Annotated in this window: 20 protein-coding genes; 10 read left to right on the forward strand and 10 right to left on the reverse strand. The window is 40.8% G+C overall.

Annotation, left to right across the window (positions count from 1 at the left end; translation table 11 throughout):
* Positions 1-78 precede the first annotated feature (78 nt).
* On the forward strand, positions 79-258 hold the full coding sequence (locus tag MSBRW_RS13695) for a hypothetical protein (RefSeq protein ID WP_048102795.1): 180 nt from the start codon (positions 79-81) through the stop codon (positions 256-258).
* A gap of 78 nt (positions 259-336) precedes the next feature.
* Here MSBRW_RS13695 and MSBRW_RS13700 read toward each other — a convergent pair whose 3' ends face one another.
* The 3 genes from MSBRW_RS13700 to MSBRW_RS13710 all read right to left on the reverse strand — a co-directional run bounded on the left by MSBRW_RS13700 (position 337) and on the right by MSBRW_RS13710 (position 3725).
* The gene (locus MSBRW_RS13700; RefSeq protein ID WP_011307156.1) at positions 337-699 is read right to left on the reverse strand and encodes a DUF3147 family protein; all 363 of its coding nucleotides are present in this window, start codon (positions 697-699) and stop codon (positions 337-339) included.
* A 90-nt stretch (positions 700-789) separates the two neighbouring features.
* The gene (locus MSBRW_RS13705; protein ID WP_011307155.1) at positions 790-1710 is read right to left on the reverse strand and encodes a D-aminoacyl-tRNA deacylase; all 921 of its coding nucleotides are present in this window, start codon (positions 1708-1710) and stop codon (positions 790-792) included.
* A 494-nt stretch (positions 1711-2204) separates the two neighbouring features.
* Positions 2205-3725, reverse strand: a complete 1521-nt coding sequence (locus MSBRW_RS13710; protein ID WP_011307154.1) for a glutamine synthetase family protein — start codon at positions 3723-3725, stop codon at positions 2205-2207.
* 459 nt (positions 3726-4184) lie between these two features.
* Between MSBRW_RS13710 and MSBRW_RS13715 the strand changes: the two genes are divergently transcribed.
* From MSBRW_RS13715 to MSBRW_RS13730, 4 genes are all read left to right on the forward strand, one after another.
* Complete coding sequence (locus MSBRW_RS13715; protein WP_011307153.1) at positions 4185-5366, forward strand: FprA family A-type flavoprotein; 1182 nt, start codon at positions 4185-4187, stop codon at positions 5364-5366.
* 314 nt (positions 5367-5680) lie between these two features.
* A complete protein-coding gene (locus MSBRW_RS13720) occupies positions 5681-6949 on the forward strand; it encodes an APC family permease (protein WP_011307152.1) in 1269 nt (422 codons plus the stop codon).
* A 526-nt stretch (positions 6950-7475) separates the two neighbouring features.
* A complete protein-coding gene (locus tag MSBRW_RS13725) occupies positions 7476-8648 on the forward strand; it encodes a type III PLP-dependent enzyme (protein WP_011307151.1) in 1173 nt (390 codons plus the stop codon).
* A 50-nt stretch (positions 8649-8698) separates the two neighbouring features.
* Positions 8699-8902, forward strand: a complete 204-nt coding sequence (locus MSBRW_RS13730) for a hypothetical protein (RefSeq protein WP_048102794.1) — start codon at positions 8699-8701, stop codon at positions 8900-8902.
* 1677 nt (positions 8903-10579) lie between these two features.
* On the opposite strand, the gene MSBRW_RS13735 is transcribed toward MSBRW_RS13730, so the two are convergent.
* The 5 genes from MSBRW_RS13735 to MSBRW_RS13755 all read right to left on the reverse strand — a co-directional run bounded on the left by MSBRW_RS13735 (position 10580) and on the right by MSBRW_RS13755 (position 16632).
* A complete protein-coding gene (locus MSBRW_RS13735) occupies positions 10580-12025 on the reverse strand; it encodes a 2-oxoacid:acceptor oxidoreductase family protein (RefSeq protein WP_011307149.1) in 1446 nt (481 codons plus the stop codon).
* A 2-nt stretch (positions 12026-12027) separates the two neighbouring features.
* Positions 12028-13083, reverse strand: a complete 1056-nt coding sequence (locus MSBRW_RS13740; RefSeq protein WP_011307148.1) for a 3-methyl-2-oxobutanoate dehydrogenase subunit VorB — start codon at positions 13081-13083, stop codon at positions 12028-12030.
* Positions 13084-13103: 20 nt separating this feature from the next.
* The gene (locus MSBRW_RS13745) at positions 13104-13352 is read right to left on the reverse strand and encodes a 4Fe-4S dicluster domain-containing protein (RefSeq protein ID WP_011307147.1); all 249 of its coding nucleotides are present in this window, start codon (positions 13350-13352) and stop codon (positions 13104-13106) included.
* 615 nt (positions 13353-13967) lie between these two features.
* Complete coding sequence (locus tag MSBRW_RS13750; RefSeq protein WP_011307146.1) at positions 13968-15647, reverse strand: AMP-binding protein; 1680 nt, start codon at positions 15645-15647, stop codon at positions 13968-13970.
* 430 nt (positions 15648-16077) lie between these two features.
* Entirely contained in the window at positions 16078-16632 is a 555-nt protein-coding gene (locus MSBRW_RS13755) for a helix-turn-helix domain-containing protein (RefSeq protein ID WP_011307145.1), read from the reverse strand.
* A 680-nt stretch (positions 16633-17312) separates the two neighbouring features.
* Here MSBRW_RS13755 and MSBRW_RS13760 point away from each other — a divergent pair.
* Positions 17313-18890: a NosD domain-containing protein gene (locus MSBRW_RS13760; RefSeq protein WP_011307144.1), complete on the forward strand. Its 1578-nt coding sequence runs from the start codon at positions 17313-17315 to the stop codon at positions 18888-18890.
* A gap of 148 nt (positions 18891-19038) precedes the next feature.
* On the opposite strand, the gene MSBRW_RS13765 is transcribed toward MSBRW_RS13760, so the two are convergent.
* The gene (locus tag MSBRW_RS13765; RefSeq protein ID WP_011307143.1) at positions 19039-19542 is read right to left on the reverse strand and encodes an amino acid-binding protein; all 504 of its coding nucleotides are present in this window, start codon (positions 19540-19542) and stop codon (positions 19039-19041) included.
* Between the two features lie 156 nt (positions 19543-19698).
* On the opposite strand from MSBRW_RS13765, the gene MSBRW_RS13770 reads away from it, so the two are divergent.
* The 3 genes from MSBRW_RS13770 (at position 19699) to hisE (ending at position 22354) form a co-directional block, all read left to right on the forward strand.
* Positions 19699-20505, forward strand: coding sequence for a YkgJ family cysteine cluster protein (locus MSBRW_RS13770; protein WP_011307142.1), 807 nt, complete (start codon positions 19699-19701; stop codon positions 20503-20505).
* A 160-nt stretch (positions 20506-20665) separates the two neighbouring features.
* Complete coding sequence (locus tag MSBRW_RS13775) at positions 20666-21952, forward strand: 3-isopropylmalate dehydratase large subunit (RefSeq protein WP_230670141.1); 1287 nt, start codon at positions 20666-20668, stop codon at positions 21950-21952.
* An 87-nt stretch (positions 21953-22039) separates the two neighbouring features.
* Entirely contained in the window at positions 22040-22354 is a 315-nt protein-coding gene (gene hisE / locus MSBRW_RS13780) for a phosphoribosyl-ATP diphosphatase (protein WP_011307140.1), read from the forward strand.
* Between the two features lie 181 nt (positions 22355-22535).
* On the opposite strand, the gene MSBRW_RS13785 is transcribed toward hisE, so the two are convergent.
* Positions 22536-23411, reverse strand: coding sequence for a CBS domain-containing protein (locus MSBRW_RS13785; RefSeq protein ID WP_011307139.1), 876 nt, complete (start codon positions 23409-23411; stop codon positions 22536-22538).
* A gap of 358 nt (positions 23412-23769) precedes the next feature.
* Between MSBRW_RS13785 and MSBRW_RS13790 the strand changes: the two genes are divergently transcribed.
* Positions 23770-24771, forward strand: a complete 1002-nt coding sequence (locus MSBRW_RS13790; RefSeq protein WP_011307138.1) for an NOG1 family protein — start codon at positions 23770-23772, stop codon at positions 24769-24771.
* Positions 24772-24907 lie beyond the last annotated feature (136 nt).

Genomic DNA, 24907 nt, shown 5'->3' on the forward strand with positions numbered 1-24907 from the left:
GAATGTTGTAAAGATGCAGGAAGCCACAACAAGTTCGACTGGATAGCTCATTTAATTGTCTGCGATAAGGAAAAAAGCTTGATCGCAACCCTTTTCAAAAAAGGCTTGACCGAAAACCTTTTCAAAAAAGGCTTGATCGCAAACCTTTTAAAAAAAGGCTTGACCGAAAACCCCCGCAACAATGTGGTCTATGTGACCAACCGGTGCAATGGTTGTGGCACAACCCTTTTCAAAAAAGGTTTGATCGAAAAACTCTAGCAACAGCTTGACCACAAACCTTTCCAAATGAAAACTTGACCACAAACGTTCTAAAAGAAAGATTGCCCAAAGATTTTTTCAGAATCTGAACCACACAAAGTATATTGCAGGAGCAAGCACGGCCCAGAGGAGAAGTGAGTAAACCAGCCCTTTTTTCCACCCAGACCTGAGAATAAAATAACTTGCAGCAAGAGCACAACAAATGTCTGCCAGCATTCCCACAAGTGCACCTTTCGAAAGCTGTTCTGAGATCAGGAGCAGTTCACTTCCATTATAATCTATGCTCAGGCCAAGAATCGCTGCAAGATATACTGCGGGGAAAGCTGCAAAAACTCCTCCCAATCTGCCTCCGAATTTCTTTGCAACAATTGTGGAAATCACAACAGCACTTCCTCCAAAAAGAAAGCGGAGGAGAATCGGAAAAAGCTCTATGTTCAGCATTGTATTCCTTCCTGTGTACTGTAGTGTTCCAAATATGCAGTAACAGAACTTTTCTGGAGAATTGGGCTTCTTTTAACGTTTGCTTTAACGTTAATTTCCATATTTTTCCCTGATCTCGGATTCTTTAAGAACACTGAGACCCAGGTTCTCAAGGATTTTGGAAATCTTTTTCCTTTCTTCACTTTTCATGGATTTCCGGTCAAAATAAGCAAAATCAGCCTTTGATTTTTCAATTGCTTGCCTGATCAGGGCTTCATCCACAAATTCAAGCTTGTACTTAGGGAAATTGTGCCCAAAAGAAATTCCGGTTTCAAACAAAAGCTTTGTCTGGCGCATAGCATAATGGCCTCCTCCAAAACCGACGGCAACCGGCACTTTTACAAGGGAGACTGCAAGGATAGCTTTTGCAGCAACCTCTCCTGCCTCAGGATCTTTCCACTGCACTTCAGTGCTTCCTATTTCGGCATAAAGCGAAGGAACTGAAAGCTCAGTAGGCCCGTGGTGGGTTACTTCAAGAGTAACATCATACTTAAGGCCTTTTTGCTCAGCCAGGCGCTTCATTTCCACAAGGATGGATTTCATAGCAGCCGGAGAAGAGACTGCAAGAGATTTTGGGCAGCCTCCAAGCCTTACATCGTCTGAGGGGTTCCCTGTGCAGTGTACAGTAAGGGAAGAAATCTCCTCTTTGCTCCGGTGTTTGGATGCGAAAATTATAAGAGAAGCTGGCAGACCTGCATTTTCAAGTTTTCTGTCGAGTCCGTCCTGGAAAACATGCGTTTCCTCAATATCAACAAGTCTGAATTTTCCGTCCTGCGATTCCCTAGCTGCAGAGAATTCGGAATTTTCAGGAATCTCAAGGAGTTTCCATTCTATGAGGTTTAAAAGTTGGGTCTTAATGTTCTGGCTGGCAAGGTCAGGGGCAGAACAGATGATTGTTATTTTTGGTATCGGGGTTTCGGAGAGATTTTTTTCCTGGCTCTCGGGGTTTTCTGGATTGCTGTTTTCTTTCATTTCTGATCAATTTGAGCTCTTATTACTTTACGTCCCTATAGATTTCGTTAAGATAGATAAAGCCAACCCCGTACCGCACGGTCTGGGTGTAAACCTGAATAGGCTATGAAGTGTTACCTTGAAAAATTAGAATCGGATAAAACCCAAAAAAAACGGGAAAAATCGAGAAAGCCTAAGAAAAAATTGAAAAAAAGCGAGAAAGCCCGGAAAACCCGGAAAAAAAGTCCCTATATCAAGAATCGAGGTAAAATCTGAGGTAAAAAGCTTAAGTGAAGAGTAAAAAGAAATCTGAAGTAAAAAACAGTAAGAACCGTAAGCGAAAAGTAACGAAATATCTGGTAAAAACAGCAAGAAGCTTACTTATTCCAGAAAACTTGACAGAATGGTGCTATTAGAAAATTTTCAGAAAAATACTATTGGCAGAGTCCTGCTCCCTGAGAAGCAGGACTCTGTATTTTTCTGTAGAAAAAATTTTTTGATGTGCTGAAACAGGATTATCCAATGTGGATGTAAGAGTCCACAAGTTTCCTGATTTCTTCGTCCTTTCCGTAGAGTCTCTCACTGAGCTGGTAGTCGTCAAGGCCTTCAAGGTACTTTACGTTGTCATCGATCATACCTTCGGTGAAGACATCATACTCCATGAAGATGTTTTTCAGCTTCTCCAGGGCCTGAGCGGACTCGTAGCAGGATGCAGGTAGGTGTTCAAGCTGGGCAAGCCTGTCCTTGTGTTCGTCCTTGAAAATGTTGACATCAATGTAGAGCTTCTTTGCAACATCAAGGGCATTGTCCATTTCAAAGCCATGGCGGATACCTACAGCAAAGGCCGCCATGAGAAGGTAAAGGTCAGCTGATGGGTCAGCGGCACGGAATTCAAAAGTAGACTTGTAGCTGTGGCTCTTGAACTCTTCACTATAGTTCGGGTTGGCGAGAGCTACCATCTTGCTGGATTCTTCAGAGAACCAGCCAAGAGGCACACGGATCAGAGCAGAGCGGTTCCTGTCTCCCCAGCAGATGTTGGTAGGAGCTTCCTGGTGAGGTACAAGACGCAGGTAGGATGTTGGAATTCTGTTTCCAAAAGCAGTAATGCCTGCTGCAATGTCAAGGATGCCGGCTATTGCAGTTTTTGCAGTGTCGCTAACTCCGCCATTCTCGACCATGACGCTCTTTCCGTCCTTCAGGAGCTTCATGTGGACGTGCAGTCCGCTTCCAGCTTTTCCGACAGTAATCTTTGGAGCAAAGCTTACAATTACACCGTACTGGTCGGCAAGCATCCTGAGCATCCACTTTGCGATAAGCAGACGGTCGACAGTGTTCTCAAGTGAATCAGTCTCAAATTCGATTTCGTTCTGCTCGTAGTAGTATTTGTCGTCAGTAAAGTTTCCGACTTCAGAGTGTCCGTACTTGATTTTTCCGCCAGCTTCGGAGATGTACATCATTGCTTCCTTTCTGAGCTGGTCGAATTTGGTGAAGGGATTGGATTCGTGGTATCCCTGCTGGTCAACGGCTGGGAAAGCCATATTGACGTCTTCTTTGTTGGCGATGATGTAGTATTCGAGTTCGCCCATTGACTGAAGTTCATAACCTGTCTTCTCGGTCAGGACCTGGGCAGCTTTCTTCATGACAGTTTCAGAAGAGCTTGCGAGAGGATTTCCGTCTTTGTCGAAGTAGGAACAGAGGATATCCAGGGTTGGGATTTCTTCAAAAGGATTCACGAAGGCAGTCTTGTATTTAGGAAGGACATAAAGATCGCTTGAGTCTGCTTCGATGTATGTAAAAAGGCTTGATCCATCGACTCTCTCACCAGCGGAAAGCAAGTTGTCAAGATGTTCTTCATCTCTGATCACAAAGGCGAGAGCCTTGAGTCTTCCATCTCCACCAATATAACGGAAAGTCAGCATCTTAATGCCGTTTTCCTTTATGAACTTTATAATGTCGTCTTTGGTGAATTCACTTGCTGGTTTGTTGAGGTACTGTACCAGTTTATTAGGATTCAATTCTACAGATGATGCTTTCATAATTATCCCTTCTTTTTTTAACTGCAATATTCTAGGTAACCGTAATATTCTAGGTATTAAAGCCTCATTTCAATACTGAATATTTTTCAGGCTCAAGGATTGCCACATCGGCCATAATTTTGTTAATTCTTGCCTGCTAGGAAGAAGATAACTTACTGCTGTCTATATAAAGTTTTTCTTTTTTTAATTTTTCCAAAAAAATACTATAAAAAAGAGAAGACGATATAGCTTCATTTAAATTTATTAAAAGTTACCTTTTCCTTACCGAGTTAAAACGCCAGTTAAAATTTAAGGTACTACCAGTTAAGGGTTTTGCCTAATAAATATATCGGACAAATACAATATAGTCATAAAATTAGTCATTAAATAAATCCAGTTCTCGGATTGATAGATGCAGACAAACTTGCTTGCTTCTTATTTCGAGCCGTTTTACTGCATTGGGAGAATGGAGGGAAAAATATGGATATCTACAGTGTTCCTGAAATTGCTAAAGATGTATTCTGGGTTGGGGCAAAAGACTGGAGCCGCAGAATGTTTGATGCTCTAGTTCCGCTGCCTCAGGGGACAAGCTACAACGCGTATCTTGTGAAAGGAGAAGAAAAAACAGCACTTATTGATACCGTGAACCCTGGTTTCGAAGAGGAGTTCGAAGAGAAAATAAATCTGGTTTCCAGCCTGGAAAAACTGGACTACCTGATTATGAATCATGCCGAACCCGACCACGCCAGTGCAATTCGTTATATTATGGATCGGGCTCCTGGCTCGGTGCTTGTTACCACGGAAAGAGGCGTGAAAATGGCAAGCCTTTACCATGACCTGCCAGACGATCGGATTAAAGTCGTTGCCGATGGAGATACTATTGATTTGGGAGGAAAAAATCTGCACTTTATTGAGGCTCCCTGGCTCCACTGGCCTGAAACCATGTTCACATACCTACCTGAAGGCAGGGTCCTTTTCCCATGTGATTTCTTTGGGGCTCATACGGCCCAGGGCGTTTATGATGAGGACCTAGAAGACCTTATTCCTCTTGCAAAAAGCTATTATGGGGAAATCATGATGCCTTTTGGAAAAATGGGAGCAAAGGCCCTTGAAAAAATTAAGGATCTGGATATCGCAGTTATTGCTCCGAGTCACGGGCCTATTTATAAAAACCCTCAGCGTATACTTGAGCCCTACGCAAAATGGACTGCAGGAAAGACCGAAAATAAAGCCCTTATTGTCTATGTGAGTATGTGGGGCTCCACAAAACTAATGGTTAGAACAATCGCAGAAACCTTACTGAAAGAAGGTGTAGATGTCAGAATCTATGACCTTGAAGTTGCGAATACAGGAGATATTGCAAGAGAACTGGTTGATTCCCGCGCTGTTATCCTTGGAACTCCAACCGTCCTTGCAGGCATGCATCCTCTTGCCCTTTACGGCACTTACCTAGTAAAAGCTCTCAAGCCGCCTGCAAAATATGGGGTTATACTTGGATCTTTCGGCTGGGGTGGAGGCGCTCTGAAGCAAGCAGGAGAAATTCTGGTTCCCTCAAAGATGGAAATTGTTGGAACGCTTCAGGTAAAGGGCAAACCCAGAGAAGAAGATTTGAATAAAATTGAGGGAATCGGCCGAGAACTCGCCAGGAAAATGAAAGCATAACCTGAAAATGTGTACATTAAAACCTGAAAATCTTTATTTTAAGCTTGCGTGTAAGGTATCTCTCAGCCCGGTAAAATCCGGCTAGTCTATCCTGGAGACCTTACTTAGCTTTTTTCAGCAGCCTTCCGTTGAGCTACTTTAGGGTAAAAAATTTATACATTTTCAAAAAGAGAACTTTTGAGAGCCGGTTAATAGAAAGTAATCACAGCTTCTCATAGGATAATCTTTCTGACAGGCCGAGGTTCCATTTCTATTATTTATTACTTTTATTATTTTTGTTATTGAATTTTTTAAGTTTTGGCGCGGGGCTTATTATGAAAAGGGAGTCAGAACTGAAAAAGGAACTAAATCTGCTGGAGGTTACTCTGGTAGGAATTGGAGATATTCTCGGAGCCGGAATCTACGTACTTATGGGAAAAGCTGCAGGGCTTGCAGGCAATATGGTCTGGTTTTCTTTTCTGTTTGCCGGAGCAACGGCCACACTTTCTGCCTTTAGCTATATGGAACTCGCTTCCATGTTTCCAAAGGCTGGAGCAGAATATGGATTCGTAAGAAGAGCTTTTGGAGAACGTATTGGATTATTTATTGGGCTGCTTGTCATATATTTTGTGGCAATAACGAGTTCTGCGGTTGCCCTTGGATTTGGCAGGTATTTCAGCAACCTTTTTGGGAATGGATATTTGACAGGGACTTTAGGCTTGTTTATCCTTCTCAGCCTCATCATGGTTTACGGGATAAAGGAATCTGCCAGGCTGGCCATTTTCATTAGTTTTATCGAAGTTTCAGGGCTTCTAATTGTAATTTATACAGGTCTCCCTTACCTTGGAACGGTAAACTATTTCGAAACTCCAGATCTGGCAGGAATATTTAAAGCTTCAACTCTGATTTTTTTCGCATTTCTTGGTTTTGAGGATATCGTGCGATTATCTCAAGAAACGAAAGAAGCTGAAAAGACAACTCCAAAAGCCCTGCTTATTGCCATCTTTTTTACAGTCTTCCTGTACATGTGCGTGGCAATAACTGCCGTAAGTATGCTTGACTTTCGAGTTCTCGGACTTTCAGGAGCTCCCCTTGCGGATGTCGTGGCGATTTCTCTGGGAAATAAGGCTTTTGTCCTCATGTCCTGGATCGCCCTTTTTTCCACTATGAATACTGTACTTGTGGTTATGCTTGGAGGGTCAAGGATTGTCTATGGTATGGCAGATTCAGGGGCGCTCCCTAGATTTCTCTCCAGAGTCCACCCCGGTTACCGGACACCATGGGTCGCAATTTTAGGAGTTTCCTTTCTCTCAGCCTTGTTTGTACTATTCAGGGATGTTGCAATCGTAGCAAATATTTCTAATTTTATGATTTTTATTATCTTTTTTATGGTCAATCTCTCTCTAATAAAACTTCGTTATACTGATCCCGGAAGAAATCGCCCTTTTAAGGTTCCCCTGAATATTGGCCGTTTTCCCTTGCTTCCGTTTCTTGGAGCCCTTTCTACTGTATTTCTTTTTTTTCAGCTAAGTCTGGAAGTTATAACTTACGGTCTCGTTTTTATAGGAATCGGGATACTGATAGTGCTGTTCAGAACCAGATAAAATCTGCTGAAACATATTAAATTTATTTTTGAACTTTACAAATCTGGCTTTTTATGAAATGGATTAAAATGAGTTGTTTCTAGATAATATGGATAAAAAAAAGTTTTATAACCTTTTAATCGCTTAATTAAGCTCCTATTTACTTTTAAATCCTTAATGTTTATTTTTTGGATAAAAATAGTCTTTGAATATTCTGAGAATATCTAAGATTTCTCGTATCTCCTGTACAGATAAACGGATTTTTGGTGCCTTTAATGAAAAAAAAGGGATTAATTAGATCTTTTACCATTTTATGACTATTTTTATTAAACATCTATTGATTTTAGTTATTTTCATGTCTTGATATTCACCAAGAATTAGTTTTATATACATAAAATCCTATTTGAATCGCTTTATTTCGTTCATTATCAAAATACTTGATTTTAAATTGAATAATCATTATAAATCACCAATGTACTAAAAATTATTAACCAGTAAGTATATAAGTTTGAGCACATATCAGTCTTGATTTTAAGAGGGAGTAGACATGAGAAAAGAGCACTATGTGTTTCCGCTGGAGGATTTCGTTTCAAGAGATGATTTTAACCGAATCAAAAAGTTCTCTCGTGGTAAAGAAACTCCATTTTTAACTGTTGACCTGCAGAAGATAGAGCAAAGCTATGACGAACTTGTAGAGCACATGCCCTTTGCAAAAATTCACTATGCTGTAAAGGCTAACCCCATGGATGAGGTTGTGCTTGCCCTGAAGAGTAAAGGCTCCAATTTTGATGTAGCAACGGTTTATGAACTTGATCAGCTTCTCAGGCTTGGGGTAGAACCTGAAAGGATCAGTTACGGCAATACTATCAAAAAAGAGAAAGATATAGAGTACGCGTATGAAAAAGGAGTGAGGCTTTACGTTACTGATTCTGACAGCGATCTGAAAAAGTTAGCTAGAAAAGCACCGGGTTCAAGAGTATTTTTCCGTATCCTTACTGAAAGCGATGGGGCTGACTGGCCTCTCTCAAAGAAGTTCGGTTCGCACCCTGACCTGATATATAAGCTAATTCTTAAGGCTGAAAAGCTGGGGCTTGAGCCTTATGGGCTTTCTTTTCATGTTGGTTCCCAGCAGAGGGATATTGGTCAGTGGGACAATGCTATTTCCAAATGTAAGTATCTTTTTGAGGCAGCAGCTGAAAAAGGTATACATCTGAAAATGATCAACCTTGGTGGAGGCTTTCCTGCAAAATACCAGGCTCAGGCTCATGACCTTGAGACTTATGCTGGAGAAATCCGCCGCTTTTTACATGAGGACTTTGGAGAAGAGCTACCTGAAATTATTATAGAACCCGGACGTTCCCTGGTTGCCAATGCCGGCATAATAGTAAGCGAAGTTGTAATGATTTCCAAAAAAGCCAGATTCAACCAGTACAAATGGGTTTATCTTGACATTGGCAAATTCGGGGGCCTTATAGAAACCCTTGATGAGTGCATTAAATACCCTATTTTCTGTGATAAAAAGGGTTGTGCCGAAGAAGTAATTCTTGCAGGCCCGACCTGTGACAGCATGGACATCCTGTATGAGCATCACAAGTATACATTTCCTCACACAATGCGCGAGGGAAACCGTGTATATATCTTTACGGCAGGCGCCTATACCCAGAGCTACAGTTCCGTGTGTTTTAACGGTTTCCCCCCACTAAAGGCTTATCTCATTTGAAAACTTATTAACAGACCAATCTAAAAGACTTGGAGCATTGAAGGGCCTGAATGACCCAAATCTCCGCTCTTTTCTGGCCAACATATGTCTCTCCCTGGTTCCCTTTTGCTCCGTTCAAAAAGCTGAATAATCCCAGCAAAGACGTGGTATGCATGATCACGGCCTTTTTTTCAAAAGGATTGACTGCAACCCTTTTGAAAAAAAGGCTTGACCGAAAACCCGAGAAATCTGGAAAACAGGAAACAAAGGAATAAAGCCACTTTTTCTGGACTTGGCTATTCTCTATGATTATGCTGTCTTTATTCAAGCAGGTTATGACTCTATGTCTATGTGACTATAAAAGTGGATGCAGTGAGGGTATAGAGTTCTTAATCCCGGGTTGGATTGCATGAAAGGGTTCAAGAAGTTTCAAAAATAAGATTTTTATGGTACTTACTGCCAATTTAATGTATTAAATATTATGTGCCAATTTAATGTATTAAATATTATGTTTTGATTAAATATTTTAAGGTCATTAAAAGTTTCACAGCTAAACAAATACAAGAGCTGTTTAAAAATTTAGGTTGTGAACTGTTTTTTTGGTCGATTATGATATATATCCCCACGCTACTATAAGAGTATAGATTAAGAGCAATAGGGTTTCCTCTTAATCTTTGGGTTGGATCGCAGGTAGGGATCCGAGAATAGGGACTCGGTAACCCTACCATCTACTTCTAAACTAATTTCTTGTATAACTTACTGTTTTTCATAATGTCTTTATTTTTAATAAACCTTATGACCGTTCCTAAGTTTTTAGTTTTATTTGCAATGTAGGCGACAGCTCCATTAAATGTTGTGAAGATTAAATAATCGTCTCGTTTTCCTTCAGTTTTATCTCAACAGTATGATTATAAATTTATTTATACTTTCGGGAAGGTTATGCGTAAGGTCATATATATTATACTCTATACGAGAAAAGCAGGTTTTATAGGACGAAGTGTAAATCCCAAAGTTATTAGCCTCGGGTATTTCACTGAAACTTGTATTTTAGTACATGTAGTCTTTTTTTCAGAGCGTTTTAATCTTATTAAGTAATATGAAAAACTTCTTTAGTATGTCTTAATAAGATGATATTTACACTTCTTTAGTACTTAATAAGATGAAATTTACAAAAGTTCAACTGAATCAATACTTGCAAAATTTTCAATGCCATTAAAAATTTTGTTTATATTAAAAATAAGTAGCCCAAGCAAAATTAGAATCACGAATTGTTTTTTGGGTCGGTTATGATATATATATCCCAAGTCCTTATAAAATAAGTGTAGATTAAGAGTATAGGGTTTCCTCTTAATCTCTGGGTTGGATCGTAGGTAGGGCCGAGAATAGGGACTCGACCCCTACCATTTACTTCTATATGAGGATTAAGAGTATAGGGTTTCCTCTTAATCTCTGGGTTAGATCGCAGGTAGGGATCCGAGAATAGGGACTCGATCTCTGCCAACTAATTCTAGATCAATAAACTGTTTTTCCAATAAACTGTTTTTCCAATAAACTGTTTTTCCAATAAACTGTTTTTCCAATAAACTGTTTTTCCAATAAACTGTTTTTCCAATAAACTGCTTTTAAGTTAGTATTACCTTTTAACAAATACTTTTAAAACCAATTTATAGAATACTCCCTTATTCTTACAATGTACTTAGCTTTAATAAAGTTTATGATTGTTTTAAGATGATGCATATGCCTGAATATATGTATTTTGAGATCATTTTGACTTCTCGATTGCATTTTTTAAATGTGTATGTTTTCCCAGAGTAATTAATTCTGCACAGGACAAACTGAAAAAAGTACTAAAAATTACTATAAAATATCAGTAGGTAGAGAAAATTTTCTCCACCTGCTTTTACACAATTCGAATATCCTCGAAATTTGATTTTTTTCAAACTTCAAAGTCCTTAGAAATTAACATTTTCTCTTGCCCATTGTGCCCCAGCTTCGAGAACCATCTGGTTAAACTCAATAACTTTGGTTTTCCCTGCGAAGTTTTCAGCAAGAGCCTCTTTGAAGACTTCCTCTTTCAGGCTAGTTGCATCAAGGCCCATAAGAACTCCAAGCATGAAGGAATTGGCAGCTTTCTCAGAACCGGCTTCTTTTGCTTTCTCGGTTGCAGGAACGGCAACAGCCTTTATATTTGCAGGCGTTTCAGCTTCGCCAATGGACGAGTCGTAAAGTATAAGGCCTCCTTCTCGGACTACCCCTTCAAACTTTTCAAGGGAAGGACGATTCATAGCTATCAGGATGTCCGGAGTGTAGACCGTAGGAGAGCCTATAGGTTGACCTGAAATCACGACTGAGCAGTTAGAGGTGCCTCCTCTCTGTTCAGGGCCATAGGACGGGAACCAGGAAGCGTTGAGATTTGCCTTAACTCCGGCCTGCGCAAGGATTAATCCCATGCTGAGGACACCCTGCCCTCCGAAACCAGCAATCTTGGTCTGAATAGGAGCAAAGTCTTTTCTGGCGGGTTTTTCTTCGGCTTCTGCCTCAATGCCATAAAGCTGTTCAATGGCTTTGGTTGTAAAGTCACTGACTCCACGGTGCAGAGGTTCAACTTCTTTTGAGTTATCCCTGAAGTTCTTGACAGGAAACTCCTTTTCCATCTCCTCATTTATGAAATTGATAGCCTGCTCCGCATTCATCTTGAGGTTGGTCGGGCAAGCGGCAAGGACTTCAACAAAAGCATAGCCCTTTCCATCACGCTGGATTTCGAGTGCCTTATGCACAGCTTTTCTGGCTTTCCTTATGTGAGAAATATCCGAAATTGAAACCCTTTCAATAAAGACTGGAGCCTTAAGGTTGTTCAGCAGTTCGCATATGTGGAGAGGATAACCTGCAAAACGGGGGTCTCGGCCTTCAGGGCATGTTGTGGTCTTTTCGCCCACAAGGGTTGTAGGCGCCATCTGTCCGCCTGTCATCCCGTAAACGGTATTGTTTACGAAAAAAACTGCAAGCTTTTCACCCCTGTTTGCAGCCTGGAGAGTCTCGTTCAGACCAATGGATGCAAGGTCTCCATCTCCTTGATAAGAAATAACCACAGCATTTTCTTCAGCCCTGGATACTCCGGTCCCAACCGCAGGCGCACGGCCGTGAGCGACCTGGATGTTACCTGTATCAAAATAATAGTAAGCAAAGACAGCACAGCCAACAGGACTGATCATAACAGTCCTGTCCTGAATCCCAAGATCGTCGATTGCTTCGGCAATAAGCTTATGAAGAACACCATGTCCGCAGCCGGGGCAGTAGTGAGTGGCTGTAGAGGCTACTGGTCCTTTGCGAGGGTAATCCGCGTACAGGGCTTTTGGTCTTCCTATTACTTTTTCTCCATTAATTATTTCTGCTGCCATTTTCATGCCTCCCCTGCCATTTTCCTGATTTTATCCATAATCTGGTCAAGGGTCATCAGGTTTCCTCCCATACGATTTACAAGCTCTACAGGCTGTGAACAGTTGATTGCAAGCCTGACATCATATATCATCTGTCCATTGCTCATTTCCACGGAAATAAAGGAACAGCCCTTATCTGCCAGAGCCTTCAACTGCGCCTCAGGGAACGGGAAGAGGGTTTTAGGCCTGAAAAGCCCAACTTTAATGCCTTCCTTTCTGGCAAGATCCACGGCTGACCTGCAAATCCGACTGCTGATCCCATAAGAAACAAGGACAATTGAAGCATCATCAGTAAGATATTCTTCGTAATCGACTTCATTCTGCCTTATGAGCTCATACTTTACCTGCAGTTTTTCATTAAACTTTCCAAGCTCATTGAAGTCCAGAAAGATCGAGGTTATCAGGTTAGGCCTGGTTTCGGCTGTACCATTGACCGCCCAAGTGGTATCAATCTCAGGAACAATAGCTTGCTTCGGGAATTCAAGTGACTCTATCATCTGCCCGAGCACTCCGTCTGCAAGCACTATAGCTGGGTTTCTGTACTTAAAGGAAAGCTCAAAAGCTTTCATGGTAAAGTCGCACATTTCCTGCACTGAGTTCGGAGCAAGCACGATATTTTTGTAGTTTCCATGTCCTCCGCCTTTTACTATCTGGTTATAATCCCCCTGCTCCGGCCCTATATTTCCAAGGCCTGGTCCTGCCCGCATAATATCCACAATCACGCAGGGAAGTTCAGAGCCAGCAAGGTAGGAAACTCCTTCCTGCATCAGGCTAAGTCCAGGGCCTGAAGATGATGTCATGACCCTGTGCCCTGCTGATGCTCCTCCATAAACCATGTTAATAGCCGCCTCTTCAGATTCGGCCTGGACGAATTTCCTGCCTATTTTTGGCAAATATTTGGATGCGTCATGCAGAATCTCACTTGCCGGAGTTATCGGATAACCAAAGAAACAGTCACATCCGGCATATAGTGCACCGATGATTACTGCAGAGTTGCCTTTTACTAGTTGTGTTGCCATAGTTTTCCTCCTTTCCTGCTTTACCTGGATTCCTCTTCTTTCAGGGGTATGTGAATCTCGATCGCAAGCGGTTCAGGACAAGTATAATAACAGCTTGCACACCCTGAGCAGCCTTCTCCCTTGTATTCCACATAATGGTAACCCCGGGAATTCAGGTCTTCACTCATGGAAAGTACGCCTTTGGGGCAGGCTTGAAGGCAGCGTCCACAGGCCTTACACTCCAGAGTATTAATTACAGGGTATGGTTCTTTTTTATCATTCTTTGACATATGAGATCCTCTTTTTGTTCGCTTTTCAATTCTCTTTGGACTCTTCTCAGGTTTCAGGCCTATTCCTGGATTTATAGTATCCGGAGCTTTTGATTTTTCTTCACGGATTTCTCCAGTCCCTGTTTCATTCAACCGGTTTTCTTTGACAGAAAGAAGAGTCTTAGATTTCCATATTTTCTTGCGTTGTAAATTGCATGATTTATTAGATAGTAAGTTAGCAATTAGATAGTAGGTTAGCAAAAATTAAGATAAAACTATAAAGTGGATTCAGAACCAAATCTTCTTAGAGCAAACTTTCCAGAAAGTTTAAGGTACTTATTTCTTTCCTTTTTTCCTTTTTTTGTTTTGACCTGAAGCTCATCGGCTTCCGGATCAAAACAGACCTTGTTTACTTTATCAGATTTTGTTTACTTTATTAGATTTTGTTTATTTTATTAGATTTTGTTTATTTTATTAGATTTTGTTTATTTTATTAGATTTTGTTTACTTTATCAGATTTTGTTTACTTTATCAGATTTTGTTTACTTTATCAGATTTCATTTATTTTATCAGGTCTTATTTCCTTTTTTATTATTTTCATTTTCTAATCTGATCTGGATTTTTCAGGTAATATATTCACTGTAGTTCGCTTTGATCTTTATCACGGATCTCGACCCTGCGAATTTTTCCGCTAATGGTCTTTGGAAGCTCGTCCACAAATTCGATTATGCGCGGATACTTGTAGGGAGCGGTGACACTTTTTACGTGTTTCTGAAGCTCTTTTTTAAGTTCTTCTCCAGGCGTATATCCTTTTGTGAGCACAACGGTTGCCTTGATAACCTGTCCTCTTATAGGATCAGGTGCACCTGTAATTGCGCATTCGAGTACTGCAGGGTGTTGGATAAGAGCACTTTCCACTTCAAAAGGCCCGACTTTATATCCCGAGGTTTTTATGATATCATCAGCTCTTCCGACAAACCACAGATAGCCGTCTTCGTCTTTCCAGGCCATATCTCCGGTATGATAATAACCATCGTGCCATGCTTTCTTAGTTTTCTCAGGATCTTTCCCGTAGTGTACGAAGAGTCCGACAGGCTTGCCTTCCTTTGTGTTGATTACGATTTCTCCTTCTTCCCCTACCTCACAAAGTCTGCCGTCTCTGTCCATCAGTTCAATTTTAAAGCCCGGAGATGGTTTCCCAATAGATCCTGGTTTCGGTTCCATCCAGGGGTACGTTGCGATAGTTACAACGGATTCAGTCTGTCCGAACCCTTCCATAAGCTTTATTCCTGTAAATTCAAGGAACCTGTTGAATACCTCAGGATTAAGAGGTTCGCCTGCAACGACTGCATATTTCACGGTACTGAAATTGTACTTTGAGAGATCTTCCTTGATCAGAAAACGGTAGATGGTTGGCGGGGCGCAGAAGGTTGTAACCCCGTATTTCGTGGCTTTTTCCAGCATATTTTTGGCTTCAAACCGATCATAATCATAGACAAAGACCGCACAACCGGCTATCCACTGCCCATAGAGTTTTCCCCATACGCATTTCCCCCATCCGCTGTCTGCAACCGTATAATGCAGCCCGTCATCTTCCACGTTCTGCCAGTACTTTGCAGTGAGGATATGCCCAAGGGGATAAGTAAAGTCATGTTCCACCATTTTTGGGAAGCTAGCTGTTCCTGAAGAGAAATAAGCGAGAGAAATATCACTATTTTTCGTAGCAGCTTCGCCCGAAGGCCGTTCAAAATCAGGGGAAGCTTCTTCGAGTTCTTTCCTGAAATCAATCCAGCCTTCCCGGACATTTTCTCCAACTACTGCTTTCTTGAGCGGGACATTTCCGCATTCGGAGTGTGCTTCGTCTATCTGTTCTGGAACTCCATTTTCCGAGATGCAGACGATCATCTTCAGTCCTGCTTTTTTAATCCGGTATACAATATCTCGTGTCTTGAGCATATGGGTTGCGGGTACAGCAATGGCTCCCAATTTATGCAGTGCAATGATACAGTACCAGAACTCGTACCGGCTCTTTAAAGTGAGCATTACATAGTCGCCTTTACCGATACCATGCTTTGCAAAGAAATTTGCAGTTTTGTCAGTGTAGTACTTCAGGTCTTTGAACGTAAAGATTCTCTCTTCCCCATGATCGTCACACCAGATCATTGCGATCTTCTCAGGGAAATCTCTTGCATAGACATCGACTATATCATAGGCAAAGTTGAAGTTTTCAGGAACAAGGATTTTGAAATTTGTCTCAAAATCCTCATAAGATTCAAAGTCGGTTTTAGAAACAAACTGGTTGAGTAAAGAAGTCATACTAGACACCCGTTTTCTCAATTTATTTAAATAGTTTTTACATTTTGAAGACTACATACCCTCATTTGAATTTCAAGGTTTATAGCCCGGATATCGGATTTCTTATTGGACTTGAGACCAAGCAATAGAGACCAAGCAATATTAACTCAAGTCACGTAATTCAAACTACATTAACTCGGATCAAATAATTGAACTGCATTTAATCAAATTACATTAAGTAAATTATATCAGATCAATTATATTATACCAAATCACATTAAACCAAACTACATCAAACCAAATCACATTAGGTCTAAGTGAATTCACCGAGTTAAATTTAATCGAATAACATCAAACCTAGATGCATTAACGAATCAGATTATGATGCATTAACGAATCAGATTATGATGCATTAACGAATCAGATTATGATGCATTAACGAATTAGATTATTACAGTATAACTGCCAGGAACTTGGCCGGCTTTCCTTCCAGGGCTTCCATAGCGTGTTCGTAAGTGGAGTCAAAATAAATTGAGTCTCCTTTATTCAGAATAATTTCATTATTGTGAATATAGACCTTCAGGCTTCCTTCAAGCACATAGTTAAATTCCTGACCTGGGTGAGAATTTGTCTCAGGTTTTTCCCCATGTGGTTTGGGTTCAACTGTAACTACAAAAAATTCAGCCTTTTTATGAATGAATTTTTCAGCCAGGTTCTGGTACTTGTACTGCTTTCTCCTCTCAACATTGACTCCTTTTCCATCCCTTGTAACTGTAAATATATTCATGCGCGGCTCTTCTCCTGTAAGGAGAGTAGCCATGTCTACACGCAGCTTGTGTGCAATTTCAAAAAGCATACTTGCCGGGATATCCGCAGTTCCATCTTCGTATTTTCCATAAGTCTCATTGGACACCTGCAAATATTCTGCCATGTCTTTGACCGTGAAATCCGAGAGTTCACGCAGTTCACGTACTCGATCTGCAATTTCTTTTATTTTTTCCTGCATGATACGTATTCTCCAGCTGAATTTTTCAAGAATTAACTAAGATCTGCTTAAAAACCTTTGGATTTGCAGATTTTATACCCGCTTTACAGAGATTTTTTTCTTCCAGATCCATTGAAAATTATAATTGATATACGTTATCATTCAGTTTCCTACAGTCATATTTTTTAAGAAATCTGAGGAAGAGCTGAATCACAGTAGAACCGAGTCTGCTGCTTTAAAAATAAGGTTATTCCACAGGTATTGGAAAGTAAAGTTATTCTACAGGTCTTGGAAAGTAATGACGAAAGTCTAATTAATTTTTTAACTTTTGTTTTTAACTTCTGTCTTAAAACCTATGTTTTAATGCCATTAACGTAACTGAATCAGGCTTGAGCCGAAAGGCGAAGAATGAAGGGAGAGATAGTTCACGCTTCAGAATTTACTTCCGAACTTAAACCTAACCTTAGAATTCAAATATATAGGAAGTTTATACAAGATTTTTGTTTTACTTTTAACTCTATATTTTTATATGTAGAGTTGTTTGAACACAAAAATCTGGGAAGCCTCCTTTTTCCGAATAAGTTATTTTTAATACTTTTAATTTTAATTTCTATTTTCCAATATTTTTTTAAATCAACAATTTTATATGTGTCCTTTTAAAAAATAATTCTGTAAATTCCTGAATTGATGCGTGGGTTAAAATGACAAAAATTCGAACTTTCAGAAAGGTCTGCTTATTTGCAATTTTTCTGTTTCTGGTTCCTATTTCAGAAACCAGTGCAGCAGAAAATGTTTATGTATCTCCAGGAGAATCGATTCAGGAAGCAGTAGATAATGTCCTCCCGGGTGATACTATTTTTGTGAAGCCTGGAGAATATAATGAAAGCATTCAAATCAATCAGGATAACCTGACAATAATCTCGTATTCAAAAAATCCTTACAATACGGTTATTACCGGAACGGATAAAGAGAGCAATGTATTCAAGGTAGTTGCCAGCAACGTGACAATCAGCGGTTTCTCAATATCCGACAGTAAATGTGGAATTTACTTGAATGTTGCTCAAAACTGTATCATAAATAACAACATTATATCGGGGAACAATATTGGGATCTGTCTGTCTAAGTCCGAAAATAACACCCTGAGCAATAATATCGTATCTTCAAACGTCGATTGTGGTATCAAGTTGTTTACTTCTTCAGGCAACACGATATACAATAATTTCTTTAATAATACAAATAATGCCAGGGACGATAAGCTCAATACCTGGAACCGGACCTCAGGCAACTGCTGGAGTGCTTATACAGGTCAGGATGTGGATGCAGACGGTATCGGCGACACTGCATATGTCGTAAACCGCCTCACAAAGAGTATGGACCACAGGCCGTTAATAAACTTCATTCCGGAACTTCCCGTAATGCCAGAAGCAATTTTTACTTCCAATGTGACAGTTGGATACGCACCTCTTACGGTTGAGTTTACAGATGTCTCAGAAAATGCCAGCTCGCTGTTGTGGAACCTTGGAAACCTGGGTATCTCAAACTCTTCAGACTTTTTGCATACTTTTGTCAATGAGGGTAATTATACGGTTATCCTGAATGTCACGAACGAGAACGGCAGCGATTCTACTAATGTGACCATACATGTTTTGAAAGCTCCGGACCCTTCTGACCCCATATTTCCTGAGGTTAAGTTTGGTGCAAATGGGACAGTCGGGTACGTTCCGCTTACCATCCAGTTTTTTGATTTTTCTGAAAATGCAGATTCACTGTCCTGGGGCTTTGGGGATGGGAAGATGTCTTGTTGCCCGGAACCAAAACATACTTTCTGCTGTCCAGGAAACTATACAGTTTCCCTTACGGCAAAAAATGATAATGGCAGTTCTTCAGCCTGCGTTGTCATTCGAGTCCTGAAGGCAAACCATTCCTCGACCGAAAATACTGTTAGTCCGGAAGATGCCGCATGCATTGTTAATCCGAAAAATACCGAAGATTCAGGCTCAAGCCTCAGAAACGAGAGTAACGGTGCCGAGAAACTTCTGAACCGGAAAAGTCTTGAGTCTATTGAGAACTTCGCCCTGTCCTTTACTGGAACCCAGATGCTTGCAGAAGTGGGACCATCAGTAGAGTACGAGATCCTCAGGCTTGCTGACACTGTTAAAACTCTTAGAGAAAATTCAGTGTCCAGAAGTGAGATAAGAAATATTTCTATACGTGCGATGTTTTTTGGATTCCTTGGAATAGCTCTGGGACTTTCCGCATTTAGAAGAAGCAGAAAATAAGTTAATATTCACAGTTAATATTCACAGTTAATATTCACAGTTAATATTCACAGTTAATACTCAAGGAAATAATTTTTTCAATTGAAAAAACGGTCTCTTAAATGGAGTTTTCTATATCTTTATGGGGTCCTAATTTCTGGTAAAAGATTCAATAAATACTTACTCCTTTGACTGAGGGCAGTTCAAGAATTTTGTCCACGAGTTCTCCGGGCACTTTCTTGTCTGTAATGATTGTAAGTCTTGGATTATCAGTTAGGTAGGGGTCATCCGAGACAGCCTGGCGGATGCTTACTTTGCTTCCTGAAATCAGGCTTGCAACCTCCGCAAGGATGCCCACGTCAGCAGCATCTTCCGGGATAATAATGATTACTCCCAGGCCAAGAGAAGGAGCTACGTCTCTGAGGAAGGGGATAGAATGAACATTTCTAAAAATTCTGCTTAGGAGCTCGTCTGAAATAATGGTCTTTGTAGTTGCGTCGACTACTCGTCGGTCAACACCCGCTTCTTTTGCAAGCTGTGTATGTGCTATCTCAATACTTCCAGAGGTGACCTTTCCTTCTTCATTCACCTGAAACCCACGTTCAAAGAGCAATTTAAGCACTTTTGCCTGCGCAGGATATTTTTCAAACTTTTTGAGTAATGTCTGCCACATATAAACTTAAGTTTAAACCGGGTTCCCTGATATATAGTTTCTTATTACAACCATTGTCATCAGGGGAAATGGTCTTCAGGATAAGATTTCCGAATATTTCTGGCTTCAATTGCAGCTTGCGTTAATTTGATGTACCAGCAGGTCACGAGTATTTGCATGGAAGCTTCCAGCACAGGCAATAAGCCGGAGTCCGGAAAAACAAGTTATCAGCGCCTTCTTATTGCCGGTCTCAAGAAAGAAATAGAAATGGCTCGCAGACTTGACCCCGAAAAGCTTGCATCTGAAATCCAGAAAATCGGTTTTTTCTGCCAGCACTGTGGAAAATGCTGCAGGCGGGCTTTCGGGGATAACAGGGTAGCGGTGATTCCTTCCGAAATTGAAAAAATCCGGGAATATACAGACCTCTCAAAACTGGAGGTTGCAGGACCGTTTGTGACTGAGGGCCCTATCCAGGATGGGGCAGAGGAATCAAAAGAAGAATGTCCAGAAACTTCATTCAAGGCATCGGAGGAAAACGAGGAGTCTTTTTCTCCTGACCTTCTTGAATCTCTTAAGGATTGTATCGACTGTGAGGGTAAGATTCATGCCTTTGGATGGATTCTCAGGCGGAAGATGAACGGAGACTGTATCTTTCTTGAAAGAGATACGTACAAATGCCGGATCTATCAAGTGCGCCCTATGCTCTGTAGCACTTATCCTTTTTATATAGAAGGGCTGAGATTACATACCTGTGAATGTGAAGGTCTTGGGTCCCCTATCTCTATAGAAGACAGCCGAAAAATGGCAGAGAATCTTCTCTTTAGATATATTTTGGAACTTGAGGACACGCTTGGCCTGTATGAAAATTTTGTGGATTTCAGAAGAGGGAAAAAGGGCCTTGAACTTGCAATAAAGAGCCAGGAAAATGGCACATTTACCTGTATAGTTCACGACAGCAGAGGAAGCACCGAAATTAGTTGTTAAAAGCGAGAATTGGCAAACCTTCAAATTTTACCGGTTAAAATGCTCTTATTTTAGCTAACTCTTTTTTTAAATAAGCTTGAAAGGTTTTTTAGTTTTTGTCGACCTGCACCATCAATTAAATTTATTTATTAGAAAGAGCCAGTTATTCCCCATGACCGGGATGTCTGGTAATGAAAGTTGTCCGATGACTGTTTCGGAAAAGATCTTTTCGAAAGCCTCCGGAAGTCCCGTAAAAGCCGGGGATTTCGTACTGGCAAATATAGACCTAGCAATGACTCACGACATTACAGGTCCGCTAGCAGTCAAAGGCTTCTATGAGATTATGAAGGACAAAGAAGAGAAGAAAGTATGGGATCCAACGAAAATAGTGATCGTATTTGATCATCAGGTTCCTGCGGACTCCATTAACGCCACCGCAAATCATATTATGCTCCGAAAATTTGCTGAAGAACAGGGCATTTTAAATTATGATGTATACGAAGGAGTTTGCCATCAGGTTCTTCCCGAGAAAGGACATGTCCTGCCAGGAGACCTTATTGTTGGCTCGGATTCGCATACATGTGCGTATGGTGCACTTGGTGCGTTTTCTACAGGTATAGGGTCTACTGATATGGCAGCTGTTTTTGCCACTGGCAAACTCTGGTTCAAGGTACCAGAAACTTTCCGCTTTGAGGTGGAAGGTAACCTGCCAGAACGTGTTTACTCCAAAGACCTTATCCTCCACCTGATAGGTGACGTAGGAGTAGAAGGGGCCAGGTATATGGCAGCTGAATTTGGAGGCTCAACAATTCACTCTCTCTCGATCCCCGAACGCATGACTATGTCCAATATGGCAATCGAGATGGGCGGAAAGGCAGGAATCATCGAAGCCGATGAAGTGACTGCAAACTACCTCAAAGAGCGGATTATGTATTACGAATTCGATCCTTATTGGAAATCCGATGAAGATGCAAAATATGTGGGAATCAGGCACTACGACGTATCTGACCTGGAGCCCCAGGTAGCATGCCCTCACCACGTGGATAACGTAAAACCCGTAACCGAGGTAGAGGGTACAAAACTTGACCAGATCTTTGTGGGTTCCTGCACGAACGGCAGATTCGAAGATATTAAAATCATGGCTGATATTATGGGCGATGAGCCAGTAGCCAAGGGTGTTCGCCTGCTTGTAGTTCCTGCTTCAAGAACTGAGTACCTGAAACTCTTGAAAGCCGGGTATATAGAAAAGCTCATGAATGCAGGCGCAATCGTAGAATCCCCGTGCTGCGGACCATGTATGGGTGGCTCTTTCGGCTTGCTTGGTGCAGGAGAAGTGGGCCTTGCAACCTCAAATCGTAACTTCAAAGGCAGAGAAGGCAGTCCCGAATCTTTTGTATATCTGTCTTCCCCTGCAACTGCAGGAGCATCAGCCCTTACAGGAGAAATCACTGATCCAAGGAAAGTTTGAAAATTTCCTGTTTTTACTTTTTTGGATATTTTTTTCTCTATATGAGTTTTTAAAATATTTATCGATGTTAATTAAACAGGTGTTAAAATGCCGGATGCTGACCTATCAATCTTAAACAGGGTATATGAGATCATACTGGATCGAAAACAGAACTATGACGAGCGCTCATATGTCTGCAAGCTTTTGAACCATCGTAAAGGTATGAACAAGATTCTTGAAAAAGTAGGTGAGGAGTCAATTGAAACAATCCTTGCAGTCAGGAATGAAAACCATGAAGAAATCGTTTCTGAAAGTTCAGACCTTATTTTCCATCTTCTGGTAATGCTTGCGGCAAATAATGTTACCCTTGATGAAATCGCAGCCGAGCTCAGTGCCCGACATGAAAGCATGAAAAGGGATTGAAGACCTGGAGGTTTTTACCTCCTGGTTTGAAAACCCGGATAATTCGATATTTTAAAAACATCGAGTTTTTTCCAGCTACTTTTAATAATATATAATAACTTTTAATTACTTTTAATAATTACTAATAATTATTAATAACTTATTTCTTTTCATTTAAATAGCCGCAAAAAGCCTTAATTTTTTAATACACTGCCAGTTCATTCAGGACATCGGTTTTTGACAGTGTGCCTTTGGGCACGCCATTAATGGTTACGATGAGCCTGCCTACGTTATATTTATGGAATAATTTTACAACGTCATAGAGCTGCATATCCCCATCAACCGTGATAAGTTCTTTTGTCATGATATCTTTAACTTTTACGTTTGGTTTTCCCTGAGCAATAGCATGGGCAATATCGGTGTAGGTAACGATTCCTATGATTTTTCCTTTATCGTCTACAGGAGCTCCATGAACGTTATTCCGGATAAAAAGCCTCGTTGCTTCCTGGATACTCGCATTGAGATTTACAAGCAAAGGAGGATACTTCATATAATGTTTGACATGTTTTTTAGGGAGTGAAATCATTTCCGTAATATTGAACAGAATTGAATTATTAGTGTCATCCCTTCCGGTGACTTCTCCACGGATTATCAGGCGGTTTACAGGTGTGGGGCCTACCTGAAGCTTATCGTCCATTATGAAATCTTTTGTGTTTCCAATTACACGGACGACTCCGCTACAGGCATCAGGACTCCTGACCGTGGTAAAACTAATATCGGCAGCTGTAGCTCCATTAACTAACGCATTATTTCTGTAAAGGGGAACTACAGACTCATTTTTCAGTTGTTGGATTCTTAATGCATCATATGCTGCTCCTGTGGGCTTATAGCCTCCTTTTGGCCCAGGCACTCCCTCTACAAGCCCAAGAGCCTTTAATAACTGCATCTGATTGCGGATAGTTCCAGGATTACGCTTGATTACCTCGGCTATTTCTTCTCCCTTGATTGCCCGGTCCTTTTGCCGCTGAAGGTTGATTAATGCAATAATAATGTCTTTTTGAATCGGAGTAAGTTCCATACTACCACCATTAGTTTCATATACATTTATAAGAATGATGTACAAAATTGATAAATAGATAATGTAAGTTGACGCATATATTTACCATAATTAATGATTATAAATCTTATTACAAATTAATATTACAAATATAAATACAGTCCGGTTCTGCTTTAAATATTTACCTGATTTTTCATTTAAGATCAGAGTTTATTACCATATTTTGTAATTATAAATTCAAAACCGAGCAATAAATATTCTCCCAGGGAATCGCATTAATGAATCTCTGCGAGACTCTCGCTTGCGAATTTATTTTGTTGAAATTCTTCAATAATAACGTTTATATAACTTAGCAGAGTCCCCAGAGGGTTAGAACATAATGATCTTCGAGAAAATTCACACCGTTCCCACTTCCGAGGAATTAATCAATAAAGCCTTTAAGCGGTCAGCTCGAGCTATGTCCGGGAAAACTATAGATAGCAGAGAAAGCCGATTAAGGGCCAATGAGTCTATGTTACTGACAGCTGCAAATATTTTGACTGATAATCTTGCAAATATCGTCAGGAGATTCCCAAGTTTCGAACAATTACCCAGATTTTATTATGAACTCACAGATATCCTTGTAGGCGTAGAAAAACTCAAGATGTCCCTTGCATCCGTGGACTGGGCCAGCAGAAAAATCCATGAGATTTCAAGAAGCTATGTTGGGAAAATTAGAAATTCGGATCTCCCTGAGCCTATCCGGAAAGAAGCATTTGGAAGGCTTGCTTCGATCATCAAGTCAATTAACAAGGATCTTCTTTTCCTGAACGAAGCCAGAAACATCTTGCGGAAACTTCCTGATGTGCAGGATGAGCCTACAATTGTAATTGCTGGCTATCCGAATGTAGGAAAGTCCAGTTTTGTCTCAAAAATTACAGGTGCAAACCCTGAAATCGCTCCATATCCATTTACAACAAAAGGCGTAACAATCGGGCATTTCATGCGGGACAGTATGCGTTACCAAGTTATGGATACTCCGGGACTTCTTGACCGCCCGATGTCTGAGAGAAATGATATAGAAAGGCAGGCAATCACCGCAATTCATTACCTTGATGCGGTTGTGATGTTTATGATTGATCCAAGTGAAAGCTGTGGATACGAAATCGAAGCACAGAAACACCTGCTTGTGGAAATTCGAGAGAATTTCAAACTTCCTCTGCTTGTAGTCGCAAACAAGGCTGACAGGTCCGAGTTCAAGAAGCTGGATGAAGTAGAATTTAATATTTCCACAGTTACCGGAGAAGGAATTGAAGACGTAATGAACAGGCTCATGCAAATGATAGAAGAAAAACGCCTTTCCTCTTCTTCCGCAGGGCTGGACACTGAACCTGCAATATGATCCATCCGGGTCACCATCCGAGTTCCGCCACCTGAGTCCCGTCTCAGGAGAACGGCAATTTTTGCGGATTACACCTGTAAAGCGAGCTAAATTACCCGAGTCCCGTCTTGGGAGGACGGCATTTTTTACGGATTAC

The sequence above is a fragment of the Methanosarcina barkeri str. Wiesmoor genome, from assembly GCF_000969985.1.
Classification (GTDB): Archaea; Halobacteriota; Methanosarcinia; order Methanosarcinales; family Methanosarcinaceae; genus Methanosarcina; species Methanosarcina barkeri_B.